Source organism: Deinococcus gobiensis I-0 (assembly GCF_000252445.1).
Taxonomy (GTDB): Bacteria; Deinococcota; Deinococci; order Deinococcales; family Deinococcaceae; genus Deinococcus; species Deinococcus gobiensis.
Map to the genome: position 1 here is coordinate 2,952,366 of NC_017790.1, position 20,135 is coordinate 2,972,500.

18 protein-coding genes and 1 riboswitch (1 of these 19 only partly in view) are annotated in these 20,135 nt (G+C 71.4%); of the genes, 12 read left to right on the plus strand and 6 right to left on the minus strand.

Translation table 11 applies throughout. The features are described 5' to 3' along the window. Window positions 1-4 precede the first annotated feature (4 nt). The 6 genes from DGO_RS14130 (at window position 5) to DGO_RS14155 (ending at window position 8,355) form a co-directional block, all read left to right on the plus strand. The gene (locus DGO_RS14130; RefSeq protein ID WP_014686188.1) at window positions 5-2,965 is read left to right on the plus strand and encodes a type I restriction endonuclease subunit R; all 2,961 of its coding nucleotides are present in this window, start codon (window positions 5-7) and stop codon (window positions 2,963-2,965) included. Window positions 2,966-3,744: 779 nt separating this feature from the next. Then, window positions 3,745-4,881: an ABC transporter substrate-binding protein gene (locus tag DGO_RS14135; RefSeq protein WP_014686189.1), complete on the plus strand. Its 1,137-nt coding sequence runs from the start codon at window positions 3,745-3,747 to the stop codon at window positions 4,879-4,881. Between the two features lie 80 nt (window positions 4,882-4,961). Further along, window positions 4,962-5,822 carry a branched-chain amino acid ABC transporter permease gene (locus DGO_RS14140; RefSeq protein ID WP_014686190.1) on the plus strand — a complete coding sequence of 287 codons (861 nt, stop codon included), beginning with the start codon at window positions 4,962-4,964 and terminating at the stop codon, window positions 5,820-5,822. Then, window positions 5,819-6,808, plus strand: a complete 990-nt coding sequence (locus tag DGO_RS14145) for a branched-chain amino acid ABC transporter permease (protein WP_043802584.1) — start codon at window positions 5,819-5,821, stop codon at window positions 6,806-6,808. The genes DGO_RS14140 and DGO_RS14145 overlap by 4 nt, the downstream gene beginning before the upstream one ends. Next, complete coding sequence (locus DGO_RS14150; protein ID WP_050920831.1) at window positions 6,801-7,655, plus strand: ABC transporter ATP-binding protein; 855 nt, start codon at window positions 6,801-6,803, stop codon at window positions 7,653-7,655. The genes DGO_RS14145 and DGO_RS14150 overlap by 8 nt, the downstream gene beginning before the upstream one ends. Beyond that, a complete protein-coding gene (locus DGO_RS14155) occupies window positions 7,648-8,355 on the plus strand; it encodes an ABC transporter ATP-binding protein (protein WP_014686193.1) in 708 nt (235 codons plus the stop codon). Before DGO_RS14150 ends, DGO_RS14155 begins: the two co-directional genes overlap by 8 nt. Window positions 8,356-8,580: 225 nt before the next feature. Here the strand turns inward: DGO_RS14155 and DGO_RS14160 are convergent, their stop codons facing one another. After that, on the minus strand, window positions 8,581-9,336 hold the full coding sequence (locus DGO_RS14160; protein WP_014686194.1) for a DUF429 domain-containing protein: 756 nt from the start codon (window positions 9,334-9,336) through the stop codon (window positions 8,581-8,583). Between the two features lie 86 nt (window positions 9,337-9,422). Between DGO_RS14160 and DGO_RS14165 the strand changes: the two genes are divergently transcribed. The 3 genes from DGO_RS14165 to sugE all read left to right on the plus strand — a co-directional run bounded on the left by DGO_RS14165 (window position 9,423) and on the right by sugE (window position 11,042). Next, window positions 9,423-9,917, plus strand: a complete 495-nt coding sequence (locus DGO_RS14165) for a hypothetical protein (RefSeq protein ID WP_014686195.1) — start codon at window positions 9,423-9,425, stop codon at window positions 9,915-9,917. Then, window positions 9,914-10,570: a hypothetical protein gene (locus DGO_RS14170; protein WP_145975346.1), complete on the plus strand. Its 657-nt coding sequence runs from the start codon at window positions 9,914-9,916 to the stop codon at window positions 10,568-10,570. The genes DGO_RS14165 and DGO_RS14170 overlap by 4 nt, the downstream gene beginning before the upstream one ends. A gap of 65 nt (window positions 10,571-10,635) precedes the next feature. Next, a riboswitch (guanidine-III (ykkC-III) riboswitch) is annotated at window positions 10,636-10,707 on the plus strand. A 14-nt stretch (window positions 10,708-10,721) separates the two neighbouring features. After that, the gene (gene sugE, locus DGO_RS14175; RefSeq protein ID WP_014686197.1) at window positions 10,722-11,042 is read left to right on the plus strand and encodes a quaternary ammonium compound efflux SMR transporter SugE; all 321 of its coding nucleotides are present in this window, start codon (window positions 10,722-10,724) and stop codon (window positions 11,040-11,042) included. 105 nt (window positions 11,043-11,147) lie between these two features. Here the strand turns inward: sugE and priA are convergent, their stop codons facing one another. The 5 genes from priA to DGO_RS14200 all read right to left on the minus strand — a co-directional run bounded on the left by priA (window position 11,148) and on the right by DGO_RS14200 (window position 18,291). Beyond that, the gene (gene priA / locus DGO_RS14180; RefSeq protein ID WP_014686198.1) at window positions 11,148-13,616 is read right to left on the minus strand and encodes a replication restart helicase PriA; all 2,469 of its coding nucleotides are present in this window, start codon (window positions 13,614-13,616) and stop codon (window positions 11,148-11,150) included. 128 nt (window positions 13,617-13,744) lie between these two features. After that, window positions 13,745-14,584: a 4-(cytidine 5'-diphospho)-2-C-methyl-D-erythritol kinase gene (locus tag DGO_RS14185; protein ID WP_043802590.1), complete on the minus strand. Its 840-nt coding sequence runs from the start codon at window positions 14,582-14,584 to the stop codon at window positions 13,745-13,747. After that, window positions 14,581-15,231, minus strand: coding sequence for a 2-C-methyl-D-erythritol 4-phosphate cytidylyltransferase (gene ispD / locus DGO_RS14190; RefSeq protein WP_043802592.1), 651 nt, complete (start codon window positions 15,229-15,231; stop codon window positions 14,581-14,583). Before ispD ends, DGO_RS14185 begins: the two co-directional genes overlap by 4 nt. Then, complete coding sequence (locus tag DGO_RS14195) at window positions 15,228-15,788, minus strand: UbiX family flavin prenyltransferase (protein ID WP_014686201.1); 561 nt, start codon at window positions 15,786-15,788, stop codon at window positions 15,228-15,230. The genes ispD and DGO_RS14195 overlap by 4 nt, the downstream gene beginning before the upstream one ends. A gap of 58 nt (window positions 15,789-15,846) precedes the next feature. Beyond that, window positions 15,847-18,291: a glutamine--tRNA ligase/YqeY domain fusion protein gene (locus DGO_RS14200; protein ID WP_043802595.1), complete on the minus strand. Its 2,445-nt coding sequence runs from the start codon at window positions 18,289-18,291 to the stop codon at window positions 15,847-15,849. 49 nt (window positions 18,292-18,340) lie between these two features. Between DGO_RS14200 and DGO_RS14205 the strand changes: the two genes are divergently transcribed. The 3 genes in view from DGO_RS14205 to DGO_RS14215 are tightly spaced (at most 36 nt apart) and all read left to right on the plus strand, a layout consistent with a single transcriptional unit that may run on beyond the window. Beyond that, a complete protein-coding gene (locus DGO_RS14205) occupies window positions 18,341-19,138 on the plus strand; it encodes a GNAT family N-acetyltransferase (protein ID WP_043803901.1) in 798 nt (265 codons plus the stop codon). Between the two features lie 36 nt (window positions 19,139-19,174). Further along, window positions 19,175-19,837, plus strand: a complete 663-nt coding sequence (locus tag DGO_RS14210) for a response regulator transcription factor (RefSeq protein ID WP_014686204.1) — start codon at window positions 19,175-19,177, stop codon at window positions 19,835-19,837. A 6-nt stretch (window positions 19,838-19,843) separates the two neighbouring features. Further along, window positions 19,844-20,135 carry the start of a sensor histidine kinase gene (locus DGO_RS14215; protein WP_145975348.1) on the plus strand. 1,139 nt of this gene lie beyond the right edge of the window, so only the first 292 of its 1,431 coding nucleotides appear in the window; its start codon is at window positions 19,844-19,846; its stop codon lies off the right edge, out of view.

A 20,135-nucleotide genomic window follows, 5' to 3' on the forward strand; every position in this document is an offset into this window, starting at 1 on the left:
ACCCATGCCCACCGACACGTCCGAAAAGGCCCTGGAAACCATCCTCGTCGACGCCCTGACCACGCGGGGATGGGTGCCAGGTGATCCGCACGATTACGAGCGCGAGTACGCAGTGGACTTGGCGCAGCTCACGGCTTTCCTGGAAGCGACGCAGCCGAAGCTGGTCGAGGCGCTGGATCTGCGCGCGGCGTCCCCGACGCGCCACAAGTTTCTCTCGCGCCTTCAAGGCGAGATCACGAAACGCGGTGTGGTGCACGTGCTGCGGCATGGAGTGGCTCATGGCGCGCACCACGTTGACCTGTTCTACGGCACGCCCACGCCCGGCAACGCCAAGGCGGCGGCGCTGCACACCCTGAACCACTTCAGCGTCACCCGTCAACTGCGGTACAGCCGCAGCGAGACGGCCTTGGCCCTGGATGTGGGGCTGTTCGTCAACGGTCTGCCGGTCGCTACGATGGAGCTGAAAAACAGCCTGACGAAACAGACGGTCGCCGACGCCGTGGAGCAGTACCGACGTGACCGCGATCCTCGCGAACTGCTGTTCGCCATGGGCCGCTGCGTGGCGCATTTCGCGGTAGACGACGCCGAGGTGCGTTTTTGCACGGAGCTGAAGGGCAAGGCCTCCTGGTTCCTGCCCTTCGATCGAGGCTGGCAAGAGGGGGCAGGCAATCCCCCGAATCCGAACGGTCTTAAGACTGCGTACTTCTGGGAAGAGATTCTGACCCCGGCCAGCCTCACGGACATTCTCGAGAATTACGCGCAGGTCGTCGAAGAAGAGCACCCGAAAACCAAGAAGAAGAAGCGCCGTCAGATCTTTCCCCGTTACCACCAGTTGGACGTGGTGCGCAAGCTGCTTGTGGACGCGCGGGAGCGGGGCGCAGGTCAGCGCTATCTCATCCAGCACTCGGCCGGCAGCGGAAAATCAAATTCCATCGCATGGTTGGCGCACCAGTTGGTCGGGCTGGAACAGGCGGGGCAGGCCGTCTTCGATTCGGTGGTGGTGGTGACGGACCGCCGCATTCTGGACAAACAGATTCGGGACACCATCCGGCAATTCGCGCAAGTCGGGGCGACGGTGGGGCACGCCACGCATTCCGGCGAACTGCGGCAGTTTCTGGAAAGCGGAAAGAAGATCATCATCACCACCGTGCAGAAATTTCCGTTCATCCTCGATGAGATTGAGGGGATGGGCAAGGGCCGGACATTCGCGATTCTGATCGATGAGGCACATTCCAGTCAGAGTGGTCGCAGCGCCGCCGCGATGAACGAAGCGCTGGCCGGCAGCGATGACGCGAACGATCAGGAGCTAGAGCCTGAGGACTTGATCAACAGCGTTCTGGAGTGCCGTATGAAAGCCCGCAAGATGCTCGGAAACGCCTCTTATTTCGCGTTCACGGCCACGCCGAAAAACAAAACCCTGGAAACCTTCGGGCGGGCTGCCCCGGCGGGTGAGAAGGTGCCCCACCTACCGTTCCACCTCTACAGCATGAAGCAGGCCATTCAGGAAGGCTTCATCCAAGACGTGCTCCGGGCCTATACGCCCGTCGAGAGTTACTACCGTCTGGTCAAGACCGTGGACGCAGACCCGGAGTTCGATACGAAGAAGGCCCAGAAGAAGCTGCGGGCATACGTAGAAGGTCATGAGCACGCCATCCGTCTCAAGGCGGAAATCATGGTCGACCATTTCCACGAGCAGGTGCTGGCAATCCAGAAGGTAGGCGGTCAGGCCCGGGCCATGATCGTCACTGGCAGCGTCGCCCGGGCACTCGACTATTTTCATGCCGTCAAGGCTTATCTGGAGCAGCGCAAGAGCCCCTATAAGGCCATCGTGGCGTTCTCCGGAGAACCCGAGTACAAGGGAATCAAAGTCACCGAGGCCAGCCTCAACGGGTTCGCCTCGAACGACATCCCCGACAAGATCCAGGAAGAGCCCTACCGCTTCCTGATCTGCGCGGACAAGTTCCAGACCGGGTACGACGAGCCTCTGCTGCACACCATGTACGTGGACAAGCCCCTCTCGGGAATTAAAGCGGTGCAGACCCTGTCCCGCTTGAACCGGGCGCATCCGCAAAAGCACGACGTCTTCGTTTTGGACTTTCAGAACAGCACAGAGGTGATCCGACAGTCTTTCGATGCGTACTACCGCGCGACCCTGCTGAGCGACGAGACCGACCCCAACAGACTTCATGACCTCAAAAGCGATCTGGACAGTGCACAGGTGTACTCGCCGGGTCAGGTCGAGAACCTGGTCGAGCTGTATCTGGCCGGTGCCGACCGCGACCGTCTGGACCCCATCCTGGACGTCTGCGTGGCCACATACAACGACCTCGACGAGGACGCGCAGGTGGCCTTCAAAGGCGGCGCCAAGACATTCGTGCGGACGTACAGTTTCCTGGCGGCCCTGGTCCCGTATACGACCGCCGCGTGGGAACAGCTGTCCATCTTCCTGACCTTCCTGATCCCCAAGCTGCCCGCACCCAAAGAGGAGGACTTGGCGCAGGGCATCCTCGACAGTATCGACATGGAGAGCTACCGCGTGGAGAAGCAGACCGTCACGAAGATTCAGCTTACAGATGCGGACGCCGAGCTCGATCCTGTGCCCGTCATGGCGGGTGGGGCGACTCCGGATCCGGAACTGGAACGGCTCTCGAACATCGTGAAGATTTTCAACGACCAGTTCGGCAACATCGCGTGGACCGACGCTGACCGCCTGCACAAACTCATCACCGAGGAGATTCCCGACCTAGTGGCCCGTGACGCGGCGTATCAGAATGCTCTGAAGAACTCCGACCGGCAGAACGCCCGGATTGAGCACGACCGCGCCCTGATGCGGGTCCTGATCGGGCTGATGCGGGATAACACCGAGCTGTTCAAGCAGTACTCCGACAACGGCAGTTTCCAGCGTTGGATGCAGGACACCGTCTTCGACCTGACATACCGCGAGGGCCAGCAGCCGGGCCGCTGACCTTCAGGAGGGGTTACCGCGTCATGCGGGAACCGAGGTCCGCGAGCACACGCCCGAGGGCACGGGACGCTTCCGAACTCACCGTCTACGGTAAGTTCCCTGTTCGGAGGGAAGCCCGGATCATCAGCGGTGATCCCCTATTAGGGGAGGTCACCCTGCCTGCAAGAAGTTTTCGGAGGCCTGAACCTCTCCCCTATGCGCGCTGCCGGCCTCTCTCGAAACCCGCTTTCGTGCCACAGTTGTGCCACAGTTTATCTGGAAATCGCCAGAAAAAAGGGGAGGTCTTTGGAAAGGTCGTAGGCGAAAGTGGCGTCCAGAAGGCCTTTTAGGAAGAATCCGGAGCGCCTCGGAATACCTTCAAAAGTATTCGTAATCAGTAGGTCGTCGGTTCAAATCCGACCTCTGGCCCCAAGGAAAGCCCTCCGCCCGGTGCGGAGGGCTTCGTCTTGCCGCGGCTTCGTCCGTGCGGAACACTCAGCTCCGGCGCTTCAGCTGCGGCATGTCCGCCGCGGGTCTCGTGCCCCTGACCCGAAGGCCACCAGCCGGGTCCAGGGCTGTCCTGACCCGTACCCTCTACAGGCCCGCCAGACTCCACGCCTGCCTGACCGGGCCAGCCCCGGAGTGGGGGTATGGACCGCCCCGATTGACACCCCAGGGGACGCGTGCCAGCATGGAGGGCACCTAAAATTTGAAGTTCGTCCAAGAACATGCGCCGAACGCCGTCCTGGCCGCGCGACAGTCGCGCCGCGGCGGCCCCAGCCGATCCCGGAGGCACCCCCATGAAACGACTGTGTTTCGCTGCGCTTTCCCTGGCCCTCGCCACTCCCGCCCTGGCCGACAAGGTGGTCAACATCGGTTATAGCGGCCCCCTCTCGGGCGGCGCGGCCTTCTACGGCAAGGACGTCCAGAGCGGCATCGAGATGGCGATTGGCGACATCAACAAGGCCGGCGGCGTCACCGTGGGCGGCGAGAAGGTCACCTTCAAGCTCGTGTCGCTCGACGACCGCTACCTGCCCAACGAGACGGCCACCAACGTGCGCCGACTGACCTCGCAGGGCATTGACGTGATCTTCGTGCCGCACTCGGGGGGCATCCTGACGGTGCAGCCCATGACCGGCCGCGACCCGAGCTTCCTGCTCGTGGCGTATTCCAGCGAGCCCAAGATCCTGGAGGCCAACAACCCACTGACCTTCATGCTGCCGCCGCGCTACGACAACTACCTGCAACCCTTCGTGGCGACGCAGATGAAGGCCTTCGGCAAGAAGCTGGGTATGGTGGGCACCACGAGCGCCTACGGCAAGCAGTGGGCCGAGGCCGTGACCGGCGAGTGGAAAAAGCAGGGCGGCACGGTCGGCGCCAACAACGGCGTGGACTACGCGACCACCGTGGACTACTCCAGCGCCGTGACCAAGGCCCTGGCCGAGAAACCCGACGTGCTGTTCGTGGGCGGCCCGTCGCAGCCCACCGCGCTGGTGATCAAGGCGGCGCGCGAGCAGGGCTTCAAGGGCGGATTCATCGTGATGGACCAGGCCAAGTTCGAGCAGATGGACACCCAGATTCCGCGCAATTACCTCGACGGCAGCGTGGGCGTGCTGCCCACCCGCGAGTTCCCCGGCACGCAGGCCTTCGTAGCGCAGTACCAGCGCGCCTACAAGAAGATCCCGACCAGCGAGGCCGGCCTGAACTACATGGGCATGAACGTGGTCGCCAAGGCGATGGAACTCGCCGGCAAGACCGACGATCCCGTCGCCATCCGCGCGCAGCTCAACGCCGCCGCCAAGGCCCTGCCCCAGAGCAAGACCGTGTACAAGATGCTGGGCGTGACGGCCGGGGGCCACGCCGACGCCGAGTTCCTGGTCGCCAGCGTCAAGGACGGCAAGTACACCCGCCTGCGGGTCACGAAGGTCTACAAGTAAATTCCGCCCTCCCGCGCGCCCCCTTCCTCGGATCCGGGCGCGCGGGTTTCGCCTATCTCTGCCCCGAAGGACGACCCACCTTGACCACTTTCCTGCAACAACTGTTCAACGCGCTGGCCCTGGGCGGGGTCTACGCGCTCGTGGCGCTAGGCCTGACGCTGGTCTACGGCGTGATGCGCGTGCCCAACTTCGCGCACGGCGGGCTGTACATGCTCGGGGCCTACCTGACCTACGCGGCCCTGAACGGCCTGGGGGTGGGCTACGTGCCCGCGCTGCTGCTCGCGGCGCTGGCGGTGGCGCTGCTCGCCGCGCTGCTCGAACGCCTGATCTTCTTTCCGCTGCGCAACGCCCCGCACGTACACCCCATGATCGCCGCGCTGGGCGTGCTGTTCTTTCTGGAGGCGGGCGTGCAGCTCGTCTGGGGACCGGACTTCAAGCAGATCACCGAGCCGGTGCAGGGCATCGTGAATCTGGGCGGCGTCACCCTGACCTGGCAGCGCCTGCTGGTGATCGCCGCGAGCCTGGTCGTCATGCTGGGCCTGAACTTCTTCCTCAAACGCACGCTGACGGGCGCCACCATCGAGGCGATGGCGCAGAACCGTGAGGGCGCGCGGCTGGTGGGGGTCAACACGGCGCGGGTGGGCATGCTCACCTTCGCCATCTCGGGGGCGCTCGCGGCGGTCGCGGCGGCCCTCATCGCGCCCATCAACGCGGTCGCGCCGAGCATGGGCGAGGTCATGAACCTCAAGGTCTTCGCCATCATCATCCTGGGCGGCATGGGCAGCGTGCCGGGGGCCATCGTGGGGGCGCTGCTGCTGGCCTTCGCGGAGGTGTTCGGCGGCTACTACATCAACCTCGACTTCGCGGACGTGATCGGCTTCGCGCTGCTCGTGCTCGTGCTCGCCGTGCGGCCCCAGGGCCTGTTCCGGAGGGCCGTATGAACCGCGCGGGCGTCTGGGGCTGGGTGGCCGTGTTCGTGCTGGCCGCGCTGGTGCCGCTGCTGGGGCCGTCGGGCTACGTGCTGGACATCGGCATCAACGTGATGATCTACGCCATTCTGGCCTACGGGCTGAACGTGCTGCTGGGCTACACGGGGCTGCTGTCGCTGGCCCACGCGGGCTTTTTCGGCATCGGGGCCTACGCGGTGGGCATCCTGACCCTCAAGGCGGGCTGGAGCTTCTGGCTGGCGTGGCCGGCCGGCGTCGCGCTGTGCGCCGTGCTGGGGCTGCTGCTGGGGCTGGTGGCCTTCCGGACCAAGGGCGACGCCTTTTCGATCTTCACGCTGGGCGTGGGGGTCATCATCATGCTCGTCATCAACAAGTGGGACGCGCTGACCGGCGGCAACGAGGGCCTCAACGGCATCAACCCGCCCGCCGGGCTGGAGGCGCTCGCGCAGGGCGTGGGCCTGCGGCTCTCGGGGGGCTTCTATTACCTCGCGCTGGTTTCGCTGCTGCTGACCGTCGTGGCGGTGGCGCGCACGCGGGGCAGCGTGTTCGGGCGCTCTCTGGTCGCCATCCGGGGCGGCGAGGACCTGGCGCGCTCGGCGGGCATCGACGTGATGGCCCACAAGCTGCGCGCCATGATGCTCTCGACCGCCATCGCGGGCTTCGCGGGCGGGCTGTACGCCGTGTACGTGGGCTTTCTGGGCTCGGCGGCGACGGGGCCGGTCATGACCTTCACCGTGCTGCTGTACCTGCTGGTGGGCGGGCTGGGCACGCTGGTCGGGCCCCTGCTGGGGCCGGCACTGATGTACACGCTGACCCAGAGCCTCAAGGGATTGCAGGACTACCAGTACGTCGTGTTCGGGCCGCTGCTCGTGCTGCTGGTGATGTTCGCGCCGCAGGGCCTCGCGGGCCTGTGGGCCAAGCTGGGTGGCCGCCGCGCCGCCCCCGCCCCGACCCCCGAACAGGCGGTGGACCATGCCTGAACCGACGAACACGACAATGCCGCCCACACCCATGCTGGAGGTGGACGGCCTGGGCATCCGCTTCGGGGGCAACCACGCGGTGCGCGACGTGAGCGCCGCGCTGCCCGCCGGGCAGATCACGGCCATCATCGGGCCGAACGGAGCGGGCAAGAGCACCTTCTTCAACCTGATCTCGGGCTTCTACGTGCCGACCTCAGGGCGCATCCGTTTTCAGGGCGAGGACATCACGCGCCTGAAGACCCATCAGGTCGTGGGGCGCGGCATCGCCCGCACCTTCCAGACGACCACCATCTACAAGGAACTCAGCGTGCTCGACGGCGTGATGATCGGGCACCGGGTCCGCACGCGCGCCGGGCTGCTCGACGCCCTGCTGCGCACCGGCCGCGAGCGCCGCGACGAGGAGGGCAGCCGCGACGGCGCGATGGCCGCCCTGGCGCGCGTGGGGCTCGCCGACCAGGCCGCGCGGCCTGCCGGGGCGCTGACGCAGGAGGGCCAGAAGCGGGTCGGGATCGCGATGGCGCTCGCCAGCAACCCGAAACTGCTGCTCCTCGACGAACCCGCCGCCGGCATGAATCCCGAGGAGACCGTGCGCCTGATGGCCCTGATCCGCGACCTCGTGTCGGGCGGGCTGACGGTGGCCCTCGTCGAGCACAAGATGAGCCTGGTGATGGGCTTGGCCGACCACATCCTGGTGCTGCACCACGGCCAGAAGATCGCCCAGGGCACGCCCGCGCAGGTCAGCCGCGACCCGGCGGTGATCGAGGCCTACCTGGGCGGCCACGCGCACGGCGGGCAGATGGGTCAGGCCACGGCCCCCGCCGCCCCCACAGGAGCCCCCCATGCTTGAAGTCCGCGACCTGAGCGTCAAGTACGGCCACTTCACGGCCCTACACGCGGTGAACCTGACAGTAGAGCCCGGCGAGATCGTGGTGCTGCTGGGGGCCAACGGGGCGGGCAAGAGCACCCTGTTCCGCACCCTGAGCGGCCTCCAGCGCCCCTCGGGCGGCGCGGCGACGTGGCGCGGCACCCCGCTGACCGGTGGCCGCCCCGAGTTCAACGTGGCGCACGGCGTTGCGCAGTGCCCCGAGGGCCGGCTGCTGTTCCCCGAGCTGAGCGTCGAGAAGAACCTGCGCCTGGGGGCCTTCGTGCACCGCCGCGACCCGGCCGGCACGGCGCGCGAGCTGGAGCGCGTGTACGAGCTGTTTCCCGCGATGGTGGACAAGCGCCACGCCCCGGCCGGCAGCCTCTCGGGCGGGCAGCAGCAGATGGTCGCCATCGGCCGCGCGCTGATGGCCCGCCCCGACCTCCTGCTCCTCGACGAGCCGTCGCTGGGGCTGGCGCCGCTGGTCGTCGAGCAGGTCTTCGCGGCGCTGCAACGGGTGAACGCCGGAGGCGTGAGCGTGCTGCTGGCCGAGCAGAACGCCTTCGCGGCGCTGGGCATCGCCCACCGGGGCTACGTGCTGGAGGGCGGACGCGTGACCCTTCAGGGCGAGCAACGGATGCTGATGACGGACGACCGGGTGCGCAGCGCGTATCTGGGGGTATAGAGGCACAGAGAACCGGCAGCGACCCGGGTCCTGACCCCTCTCCCTTCTGAAGGAGAGGGGTTTGCCGTCCAGCCCGCCGATAGGCGATCCGGCCCTCGACCGCCCGGGTCAGGCCGGTCGAGGGCGGCTCCGGAGCGGCGTCCCCACCCGACGCCCGGAGTGCCCCTCTCCTCTGCGCCGAGAGGCCCGCAGGGACCGGTACGGCGCAACGCTCCGCCCACCGGATCAGCCCTCTCTCCACCGTTCCGGCAGCGTCGGGGTCAGGATGTAGCCCTCCTCCAGCGACCCGAAGACCTCCGTGCGCGCCGCGCCCCAGGTCCACGCATAGAGCGCCACGTACGCGCAGACCACCGCGTCCACCTGATCTTCCAGGTTCTTCAGCCCACGCCCGCGCAGGCCGTCCAGCGTGGGCGGCATCAGGCCGGCCACCCCCCGCAGCGGCGGCCGGGCGGCCTCCAGCGCCAGCAGGTGCGAGCGCAGCGCGGCCCAGCCGGCCTCCAGCGCGGGGCGGCCCTGGCTCTTGTTCTTGTATTTCAGCGTGCGCCCCAGCCCGAACAGCGACACCATCGCCGGGTGCGGGTAGACCTCCAGCACGCGCCGGACCTGCGCGCCCACCTCCAGGTGCGGGTCGTGGACGAAGCCGAGCGCCGCCAGCCCCTCCACCAGCCGCTCGCCCCGGATGGTGCCGTCCGCCTCTTCGAGGTGCCGGCGATTGGCCGGGTGCGCCCCCGCCTGGAAGCGGGCGAACACGCGCCCCAGCTCGGCCTCGGCAGGGCGGCGGCCCGTCAGGTTGGGCACGGTCAGCGGCGCGTCCACCCCGATGATCGCCGCCCCCTGGCCCGCCTGCGCCGCGACGTAGGCGAGCACGTCCTCGTCGCCTCCCAGCAGGGCCGTGTCCAGCACCTCGCCGCGCTCGTCCAGCACCGCCGCGCCGGTCGGGTTGTGCGCCGCCCAGGCCAGATCCAGACCGATGAACCTCATGTGCGCGCAGCATAGCCCCGCGTCCCCTTCGCCTTCCGCCTTTGGATGGACGACCGGCCTCCCCTGAGCCTCTTACGCTCCTGAGTATGCTCAGCGAAGACGACCGGCGGCGCATCGAGGCCGAGGAGGTGCAGGCGGCGCAGGCCGAGGCGGGCCGGGCCGCCGCCCTGCGCCGCGAGCAGCTGGCAGGCGCCTACCGGCGGGAGGTCCGGGAGGCGCTGCGGCCCCGGCCCTGGTGGTGGCCGGCGCGCTGGGCGTTCCTGTTCGTGCCGCTGGGCGTGGCGGCGGGCCTGTGGCTACGGCCGCAGGTTCCGCCGGCCGACGACGCACTGGGCGGCGTCCGGACCTCGGCCCTCGTCGAGCAGTGCAGCGAGGAGGTCGCCCGCCTGACCTACGGCCGCGAGGCCGACCTGCGCTTTCCCGGCCCGCGCGAGGTCGGGGACAGCGTGCAGGCCGATGCCGACGGCAAGCGCTGGGAGGGCTGGGCCAGCCGCCCCGACGGCAGCCGCCTGACCTTCGCCTGCACCTACACGGCCGCCGACCGCTCGGTGCGCGCCGATCTTCTGGAGGACCACCCGTGAAGCGATCCGCCCCGCTCGTCGTATCTCTGGTAGTGTCTCTGGTCGTGTCTCTGCTCCTGGCCCCGGCCCTCCCCGCCTCCGCGCAGCCGGTGCCGACCCCGCCCGGCGCCCCCCTGGCCCCGCAGACCACCCGGCCAGCCCCGGCCCGGTTGCCTTCCCCTGCCCTGGCCCCGGCCGGCCACAGCCTGAGCGTGCCGCGCGAGAAGGTCACCCTGAGCTGCGTGGACGGCTCCTTCGGGTCGCCCCGGCGCAACTTCCTGCTCGCGGACGAGACGTATCCGCGCTGCGTGCTACGCCTTCCCCTCACCCTGAAGGCGCGCTGGCCCGGCGAGCGCACCTTCTATGTCGTGCCGCGCGTGTCGGCCACGCTGCATGCCCGTGGCGAGCGGGGTCAGGGCCACTGGCTGCCGCTCGCCCCCTTCGTCAACCCCGGCCCCGACCCGCTGCACCGCGCGGTGGCCTCGCGGGACTACGCGGCGGTGGAACTGACCGCCGTCTTCCGCCCGCCCGGCGAGGTCGCGGGCGAGCTGCGGCCCGACACCGTCAGCGTGGGCGGCAAGCTCACGGTGTGCGCCGCGCCTCTGCGCCCCGGCGAGGCGCCCTGCCAGACCTTCGACCTCGCGGCCCGCTACGGGGTCTACACACGGAGGTAAGGGGGCGGGCAGTACGCTGCTCAGGTCCTGCTTACCTCCGGCCGCTACACTGTGTTCAGTCGCCCGCAGGGTTCACCCCCCGGGCCGCACTCCGGACGAGAGCACCGCCGTACCCGGTCACGACAAGACGGCGCATGACGGAGGTGTTCTCATGGCATGGATCTATCTCGTGCTGGCCGGCCTGCTGGAAGTGGGCTGGGCCATCGGTCTGAAGTACACGCAGGGCTTTACCCGCCCGCTGCCCACCGCCCTGACCCTGCTGAGCATGGCCGCCAGCGTGGGCCTGCTGGGGCTGGCGACCAAGACGCTGCCCATCGGCACGGCCTACGGGGTCTGGGTGGGCATCGGGGCCGTCGGCGCGGCGCTGCTGGGCATGCTGCTGTTCGGCGAGGCCGCCACACCCGCCCGCCTGTTCTTCCTGGCATTGATGGTCGCAGCGATCATCGGCCTGAAGGTGACGGCGGGGCACTGAGCCAGAGCGGGCTGGCCCAGGTACCCCAGCCCGCCGACACCCGGTCTGTCGGGGGCGTTCCCTGTCATCCCGCAGGTGTTTTTGGCCCTGCCGGCCCCGCCCCGGCTACAGCCCCCCGCGCGGGTTCACGTCCACCCGCACGCGCGCCTTCCAGCTGCGGCGCTCCAGCACCCCCAGCAGCTCGGCCAGCCGGGCGTCGCTGCGGGCACGCAGCAGCAGGTGGTAGGGGTACACGCCGCGCAGCCGCGCGACCGGACTGGGCGCCGGCCCCAGCACCTCCAGTTCGGTGGCCCCCGCGCCGTACAGGGCGTCGGCGATTTCCTGGGCGGCCACGCGGGCGCGCTCGGCCTCGCGGGCGGCCACCTCGATCTGGGCCAGCCGGGCGTGCGGGGGGTAGCCCAGCTCCAGGCGCACGCGCTCCTCGGCGGCCGGATAGGCCAGGACGCCCTGCCCCGACCCCAGGACCTTCAGCGCCGGGTGGTCGGCCTGGAAGGTCTGCACCACCAGCATCGGCGCGCGGCTGGGGTGCCACTCGGCGAGCTGGCGCAGCAGGCGGTGGTAGCGCTCCGAGGCGCGGAAGTCCGAGACATTGAGCCAGGTGTCGGCCAGCGTCACCCCGACGAGCGCCAGTTCGGGCGGGCAGGGCTGCGAGAGCAGCAGTTGCGTGCCCACCACGACCCCCGGCGCGCCCGCGTGCAGGGCCGAGAGGTCGTCCTGGTGGTCGCGGTCGAGGCGGTGGACCGGAAAGCCGGGCAGCAGCCGGGCCACCTCGGCGGCGATCCATTCGGTGCCGGGACCGCGCGCCTTCCACATCTGCTCGCCGCAGACGTCGCAGCGGTCGGGGACGTTCTCGTGGTAGCCGCACTGGTGGCAGGTCAGTTGCCGGGTCTCCTGGTGAAAGCGCAGCGGCACGTCGCAGTTGCGGCACTGCGGGGTGTGCTCGCAGCTCGGGCAGCGCAGCAGCGCGCTGTAGCCGCGCCGGGGGGCCAGCAGCGCCGCCTGCCGCCCGCGTTCCTGCACCTGCCGCAGCAGCCGCGCGAGGTCGTGGCTCAGGGGGTAGCCCTGGTCGCCGGCCTTCAGGTGTACGCCGCTCAGCGGCCCCAGCTCGGGCTGTTCGGGGGGCGCGGCGTAGTCCACGACATGCAGGCGGGCGCGCGGCGGCGGCAGCTCGGCCCCCGGGTGCGGCACGCTCTCGACGGCAGGCACGCTGCCCACGTAGGCCAGCGCCGCGTCCTGCGCGCGGGCCACGCACGCGGCCACGTCCGGCACGAAGGCGCGCGACCCCGAGAGCAGCTTGTAGGCGTCGCTGCCCTCCTCCAGCACGATGACGAGGGCGAGGTCGGCGACCGGCGCACTCAGGGCGTGCATACTGCCCACCACCAGCCGCGCCTCGCCCGTGCGGATGAGGTCCCAGGTCGCCGCCCGCTGCACGCCCGACAGATGCCCGCCCACCTGCGCGGCCAGGGTGCCGGCCCCCTCCGCCAGCCCCGAGAGGCCCGCCCAGGCGCGGCGCAGCGTGGCGTGGTCGGGTGCCAGCACCAGCACGCCGCGCCCCTGCGAGAGCAGGCGCGACACACGCGGCGCCAGCACCCGGAAGCGCGAGGCGGCCCGGCCCCCGTGCAGCCGCCAGACCGGAGCTTCGGGCAGGCGGTCGGGGAGGTCGGCCCCGGTGACCTCGCCCTCTTCGGGCACGGCGGGCAGGGGCAGCGGGGGCGGGGGGGCGGGCACCTCGGCCTGCTCGGCCCAGCCGCGCGCGAGCAGGGCCGCCGCCGCCGAGGCCGGCACACCCGCGCCCTGCGCCCAGGCACTCACGGAGTCCTGGGGGCCGTTCTCCAGCAGCCACGCCCAGGCGGGGGGCAGGGGGCGCTCGGCCTGGACGTACTCGGCGCCGCCCGCGTTCAGGACCGCCGTCACCACGCTGCCGCTCACGCCCGCGCCGCGTGCCCAGGCGTTCAGCGACTCCTGCTCACCCGCCCCGGCCAGCCATGTCCAGGCCCCGGCCTGCCGGGGGGTCAGACCGGGCGGCGCGGGGGTCACGGCGCGCAGGACCGTCACCGTGCGGGCGGCGACGGGCACGGCGCTGTGCTCGCGGGCGCGCACGACCGTCACCGTGCGGGGCTGCGGGGCGAAGGCCTCGTCGAGCAGCCCCTGCTCGCGGATGGCGTCGAGCAGGGCGGGCGGGTACACCAGGGCGTCGGTCCACACCGACCCCGGCACCGTGGCCCCGAAAAACCCCAGGTTCGCGCCCGGCACCGCCCGCACGCGGTGGCGGTAGGCCGCCTCCCAGCCCACGCCCAGCAGGTCGCCCCACACCAGTCCGGCCGGCACGTGGGCTTCGCGCGCCCAGGCACAGACCCCCGCGACCGTCCCCGGCGTCACCCAGGGCGCGGCCGGGTCGTCGAGCACATGCACGGCGTCGCGCAGGCGGTGGGCGGCGCGGGGGTCGCCCTCACCGACCACCAGCCCGACCGTCAGCTCGCCGCGCCAGGGCAGCAGGACCCGGCAGCCGACCGGCACGTCCCCCGTCCAGCCGTGCGGGGGGGCGAAGTCCAGCGCCGGAATCGGCAGCGACACGGCGACCTGCCAAGTGGCCGCGACCGGCGCGGCCTGCGGCGCCTCCGGCGTGGGGCTGGTCTCGGTCGCCGGAAGTGCCGTCACCCCCCCAGGCTATCCCTCCCGGCCCGGCGGCGCGGGGGGCCGCCTCACCCTCTGGGGGCTTGGCTTCGGGTAGAGGCCGCCGCCACCCACCAGCCTGGAAAGCGCGCGGCGAGCTGCCGGGCCGCCTCCTGCGCCTGGGCCTCGCTGCGGGCCAGGGCGAAACAGGTGCTTCCCGAACCGCTCATCAGCGGCGAGTGCAGGCCCGCGCCTTGCAGGGCCGCGAGCGCCCCGGCGATGGGCGGGTGGCGGCGCACGACCTCGGGTTGCAGGGCGTTGAAGTACGGCACCGGCTCGCCCGACGCCAGCGCCGCCAGCAGGGCCTCCAGGTCCAGCGGGGACGTGAAGCGCCCGGCCAGCCAGCGGTAGGCGTCGGCGGCGCTGACCTCCACCCCGGGGTTGAGCAGCACCAGCGGCACGGGAGGCAGGTCCACCGGCTGCAAGACCTCACCCACCCCCGAGGCCAGCGCTGCGCCCCCCGGCAGGAAGAAGGGCACGTCGGCCCCGAGGGTCAGCGCCAGGGCCGGCAGGTCCACCCCGCACGGGTAGAGCCGCGCCAGGGCGAGCAGCGTGGTCGCCGCGTCGCTGCTGCCCCCACCCAGGCCCGAGGCGAGCGGCAGGCGTTTGTGCAGGGTGATCGCCGCGCCTTGCGTCACTCCCGCCGCATCCAGGTAGGCCCGCGCCGCGCGGTACACGAGGTTGCGGCCGTCGGCCGGGAGGTCGGCCCCCTCGACCCGCAGGCTCAGCCCGGGGGCCGGGGCGATGTCGAGCGTGTCGCCCACCGTCAGGGGCACCATCAGGGTATGCAGCTCGTGGTAGCCGTCGGCGCGGCGGCCGACCACGCTCAGGCCGAGGTTGACCTTGGCGGGGGCGAACTCCCCCGTCATTTCGCGTCCCACACGGCGGCCAGGGCCGTCGCCAGGGCGAGGTCGCCGGGGGCCGTCACCTTGAAGAGCCGCGCGTCGCCGGGCACCAGGGCCACCCGCCCGCCCAGGCGCGCGACCAGCCCGGCGTCATCGGTGGCGGCGTGGGCATCGGCCTGCGCGCGGGCATGGGCCTCCCGCAGCACCCGGCGGCGGAAGCCCTGCGGCGTCTGCACCGCCCACAACCCTTCGCGGGGGGTCAGGTCGCCCCAGGTCTGCCCCGGTGCAGCCCGCACGAGCGTGTCGGCCACCGGCAGGGCCGCCGTCGCCGCGCCGACTTCCCACGCCGCCGCGAGCACCGCCCGCACGACCTCGGCGGGCAGGAAGGGCCGCGCCGCGTCGTGCACGAGCACGGCCTCGGCGCCGGTCGCCTCCAGCAGCAGGCGCACGCTGTCCTGGCGCGTCTGGCCCCCCACGATGGCGCGGGCGGGCACATCGGCGGGCAGGGTCCAGCCTTCCGGCAGGGCCACGACCACCTCGTCCACATGCGGGGCCAGCGCGGCCACGCTGCGGGCCAGCAGGCTCAGGCCCGCGACCTCCACGAAAGCCTTCGGTCCCAGGCCCAGACGCGTGCCCGAGCCGGCGGCCGGGATCAGGGCGGCGACCTTCATCCCTCGTCCTTCCAGCGGCGGAACCCCGGCACGTCCAGACCGAACTGGTCCAGCGCGCGGGCAGTCACGAAGTGCAGCAGCTCGGCCACGCTGTCCGGCGCGTGGTAGAAGCCCGGCGAGGCGGTCATGACGGTGGCGCCCGCGTCGTGCGCCGCGAGCAGGTTCAGGAGCATGGGCCGGGGCAAGGGGTCCTCGCGCACCAGCAGCACCAGCCGCCGCCGCTCCTTGAGGGTGACGTGTGCGGCGCGCGACAGCAGGTTGTCGGCGAAGCCGTGCGCGACTTTTGCCAGTGTGCCCGCGCTGCACGGCACGACCAGCATGCCGTCGGTGCGGTACGACCCGCTGGCGACGCTGGCCGCGAGGTCGCGGTCGTCATGGGTGTGGGTCGCCAGGGCGCTCAGCTCGGGCAGCTGCGGGCCGCCCTCGGCGCTCATGACCCGCTTGGCCCCGCTGGAGACGATCAGGTGGGTCTCGACCTCCAGCGCCCGCAAGGCCTCCAGGATGCTGTGCGCGTAGGGAATCCCGCTGCCCCCGCTGACGCCGACCACCAGTCTCATGAGGGCAGGCTAGCAGAGGCCGGGACGCGGGTTGACCCCGCCCGGTCCTCCCGCTTTCTTAAGCCAGGGCCGCCGTCAGGGCCGCCGCCACGGCCTGCGGATCGGCCTTGCCGCCGGTGGCGCGCATGACCTGCCCGGTGAAAAAGCCCATCAGGGCGGTCTTGCCCCCCCGGTAGGCGGCCACCTTGTCGGGGTTGGCACTCAGCACGTCCTGCACGGCGGCCCCCAGGGCGGCCTCGCCCAGGCCCCCGGCGAGGTTCTCGCGCTCGACGATGAGCATCGGGGCCTCACCCGACGCGGCGGCGCGGGCCAGCACGTCGCGCGCCACGCGGCTCGTCACGTCGCCCGAGGCCAGCAGGGCGGCCAGCGGCGCGAGGGCGGCGGCGTCCACCTGCACCTCGCCCGCCCGCAGGCCCGGCGCGAGGTCGTTCACGGTCCACGAGGCGACCTGCCCGAAGGTCGTGTCCGGCGCCGCCCCGTGCACGAAGGTCAGCAGCGCCCCGTCGCGGGCGATGGTCCGGGCGTCGGCCTCGGCGGCCCCCAGCGCGCTCAGGCGCGCGGCCTCGGCCTCCTGCTCGGGCGAGAGGGCGGCGGGCACGGCGGCGGCCGGAGCGTCCTTTTTCGGCGCGGCGGGTTTCGCATCCTTCTTCGGGGCGGTCTTCTGCGCCGCTTCCGGCTTCTGGGCTCCGGGCTTCTGGCCCCAGGTGTCCTTGAGGGTGATGATGCGCCCGAACACCAGCGCGTCCTCGCGGCTCTCCTTGGGGTCGCGCCAGAAGTAGCCCTGACGCTCGAACTGGTAACGGGTGTCCGGGGGGTCCTTCGCCACGCTCGCCTCGACGTAGCCGCGCGTGACGCGCAGGCTGTCGGGGTTCAGGAACCGCAGGAACCCCGCGTCCGCCGGGGCGGCCTCGCTCTCGTGACCGATCTGTTCGGGGTCGAAGTCGGGGGCCTCGGGGCCGGAGGCCGGGTCGTCGGGATTCTCGCCCTCGGGGTTGGCGACCCGGAACAGACGGTCGTACAGCCGGAACTCGGCCGGCAGGGCGCTGGCCGCGTCCACCCAGTGGATCACGCCGCTGGCCCTGGCGTCCTCCCCCAGCGGCGTGGCGTACACGCGGGTCACGTTCCCGGCCTCGTCGGTGTCGAAACGCTCGGCGCGCACGATCCCGGCCCCGCGCAGCCGCACCGTGCCGCCGGGGGTCAGGCGCTTGTACCCCTTGGGCGGGTCGGCGCTGAAGTCCTCGCGCTCGATGTACAACTCGGGACCGAAGGGCACGCCGCGCACCGCCGCTTCGGGGGCCACGCGCCCGCCGCCGGGCAGGCCCACGAGCCCGTCGGGCGAGTCGCGGACCACGTCGAACGGCCAGTAGGGCAGGGACAGGGTGGCCGCCTCCGCCCCCAACAGGGTCACGGGCAGCGGGTCCAGCACCGCCATGACGCGGGGCGCGCGCCAGTTCAGGTCGTCGCGCACGGCGTTCTCGTAGATGGCGAGGTCCACCGTGCGGTTGGTGCGGCTCACGCCGATCTGCGCGGCGAAGGCCCGCACCGCTTCCGGCGTCACCCCGATGCGCTGCTGGGCCCGCAGGGTGGGCATCCGGGGGTCGTCCCAGCCCTCCACGTGCCCGCCCTCAATCAAGGCGCGCAGCTTGCGCTTGCTGGTGATCGTGTATTCCAGGCCGCGCCGCCCGAACTCGTACTGGTGCGGGCGCGGATCGAAATTCAGGCGCTCCATCAGCCAGTCGTAGATCGCGCGGTTGTCCACGAACTCCAGGCTGCACATGCTGTGGGTCACGCCTTCCAGGGCGTCCTGCAACGGGTGCTGGAAGTCGTACATGGGATAGATGCACCACGCGTCGCCCTGGCGGTAGTGGTGGGCGCGCAGGATGCGGTAGAGCACCGGGTCGCGCAGCTTCATGTTCGGGCTGGCGAGGTCGATGCGGCCGCGCAGCACGTGCTCGCCTTCCCCGAACTCGCCCGCGCGCATGCGGCGCAGCAGGTCCAGGCTCTCCCCGGGCGTGCGGTCACGGTAGGGGCTGGGCGTGCCGGGCGTGCGGGCGTCGCCGCGCAGCCGCGCCATCTCGGCCCCGCTCACGCTGTCCACGTAGGCGTCGCCCTGGCGGACCAGCTGCTCGGCGTAGGCGTAGTAGCGCTCGAAGTTGTCCGAGGCGTAGTACAGGTGAGGCCCCCAGTCCCAGCCCAGCCACTTCAGGTCGGCCAGGATGCCCTCGACGAACTCCACGCTCTCGCCTGCCGGGTTGGTGTCGTCCAGGCGCAGGTGGTAGCGCCCGCCGTATTGCAGCGCCGTCTGGAAGTCCAGGAAGCTGGCGAAGGTATGCCCCAGGTGCAGGTAGCCGTTGGGCTCCGGCGGAAAACGGGTCACGACCTGCGGGTACTTGCCCGTTTCCAGGTCGCGCTCGATGATCTCCGTGATGAAGTTGGGGGCGACCCTCGGTCCGGAGACAGAGGCCGGACTCGCGTCGGCAGGGGGAAACTCGGGGGCGGTCATCCCCTTCAGGATAACGGTGCGGGCCGCGCGGGGCCGCTACGGTGTCTCCATGGCCCGACCCTCCCCCGCCCCGGCCGCCCTGCCCATACGGGTCCGCCGCGTCACCGACCCGCACGACCCCGCCCTGGCCGACTTCGGCCGCGTCCAGGAGGCCAGCTACTACGCCCCCGACACGCTCATTCCGCCCGAGGCTTTCGGGTACCTGCTGCGCGGCGCGTCTCCCGGGCGCGAGGACCGCATCCTGGTGGCCGAGCTGCCCAGCCCCTCCGGGCCAGGCGGCGAGGTGCTGGGCGGCACGGTCTACACCCTGCTGCCCGGACCGGACGGCGGGGGAGCGGCCTTCAGCTCCTTCCTGGGCGTCTCTCCGGCGGCGCAGGGGCGCGGCGTGGGCCGTGCGCTGTGGCAGCGTTCCCTGGAAGAGGTGCGCGCCGCCGGTCTGCCCGGCCTGTTCGCCGACAGCGTCTACGGCGAGCGCCAGAGTGCCGAGGAGCGCGCCGCCGAGGCCCGGACAGGCACCGACCCCGTCCGCCGGCGGCGCGCCCTGCACGCCCTGGGCCTGCGCACGGTGGACGTGCCCTACTGGCAGCCCGTCGGCGGCCCGGACGGCGGTCCCCTCCAGGACCTCGACCTGCTGTACCAGCCCGTCACCGGTACCCAGGGCGCGGCGGCGGACGACACGGTCCCCCTGGCCCTCGTGACCGCCACCCTGCGCGGCTACTGGCGCGGCTGGCTGGGGCAGGCACGGGCCGAGCGCGAGGCCCTGGCCCTGGCCGAGCGGGCCGGCCACACGCCCGAGCTGCGCCTGCGCCCCGCCACCGAGACGGCGTCGTACTGGCACCGGCCTTAACCCCCGTTTGACCGGCCGCCCCTACACTGGGCAGCCATGAGGCTGCTGCTGGTCGAGGACGACGCCCGGATCGCCGAACCCACCCTGGGCGCGCTGCGCGAGGCGGGCTACGCGCCGACCTGGGCGCAGACCGGCCCGGCGGGGCTGGAAGCGGCCCTGACCGGCGACTTCGGGTTGATCGTGCTCGACGTGATGCTGCCGGGTCTGGACGGCTTCTCGCTCGCCCGCGAACTGCGCGCTGCCGGGCAGGAGACGCCCATCCTCTTTCTCACGGCGCGTGGCGACCTCTCCGACCGGGTCGAGGGCCTGGACCTGGGCGGCGACGCCTACCTCGTCAAGCCCTTCGCGGTGCCCGAACTGCTCGCCACGCTGCGTGCCCTGACCCGGCGCGAACGCGGCCAGGGCACGCCGCAGCTCGCCTTCGCCACTGGGCGCGGGCGGCTGGATACCGTGGCGCGCACCGCCTTCTGGGACGGGCTGGAGGTCGCCGTCACGGGCCGCGAGTACAGCCTGCTCGAAACGCTGGCGCTGAGCCCCGAGCGCTGGTTCACGCGCGAGGACCTTCTCGACCGGGTGTGGGGCCCGGAATTCGGCGGTGAGGCCCGCATCGTGGACGTGTACGTGCGCTACCTGCGCCGCAAGCTCGCCCCCGAGGCGATTTCCAGCGAGCGCGGGCGCGGCTACCGGGTAGAGGGCTAGCGGCCGGTGCGCGCCCACTCCCCTGTCCGGCGGCCCCTGACGCTGCGGGCCCGGCTGGCGCTGTGGGCCGCGCTGGCGACCGGGCTGGCGACGGTGCTCGTGGCCGCCGGCCTCTTCTTCGCCGTGGACCGCTACCTGCTCACCTCGCAGCAGCAGCGCCTCCTGAGCGCCGTGAGTGCGCTGCAAGACCGCGTCGAGCGGGTGGCGGCCCAGGCCGCGCAGCCCTTCGGCATCGGCGTGCTCGTGCTGGATGGGGGCGACCTAACCGCCCTCACCGCCGAGGACGACCAGACCCGCA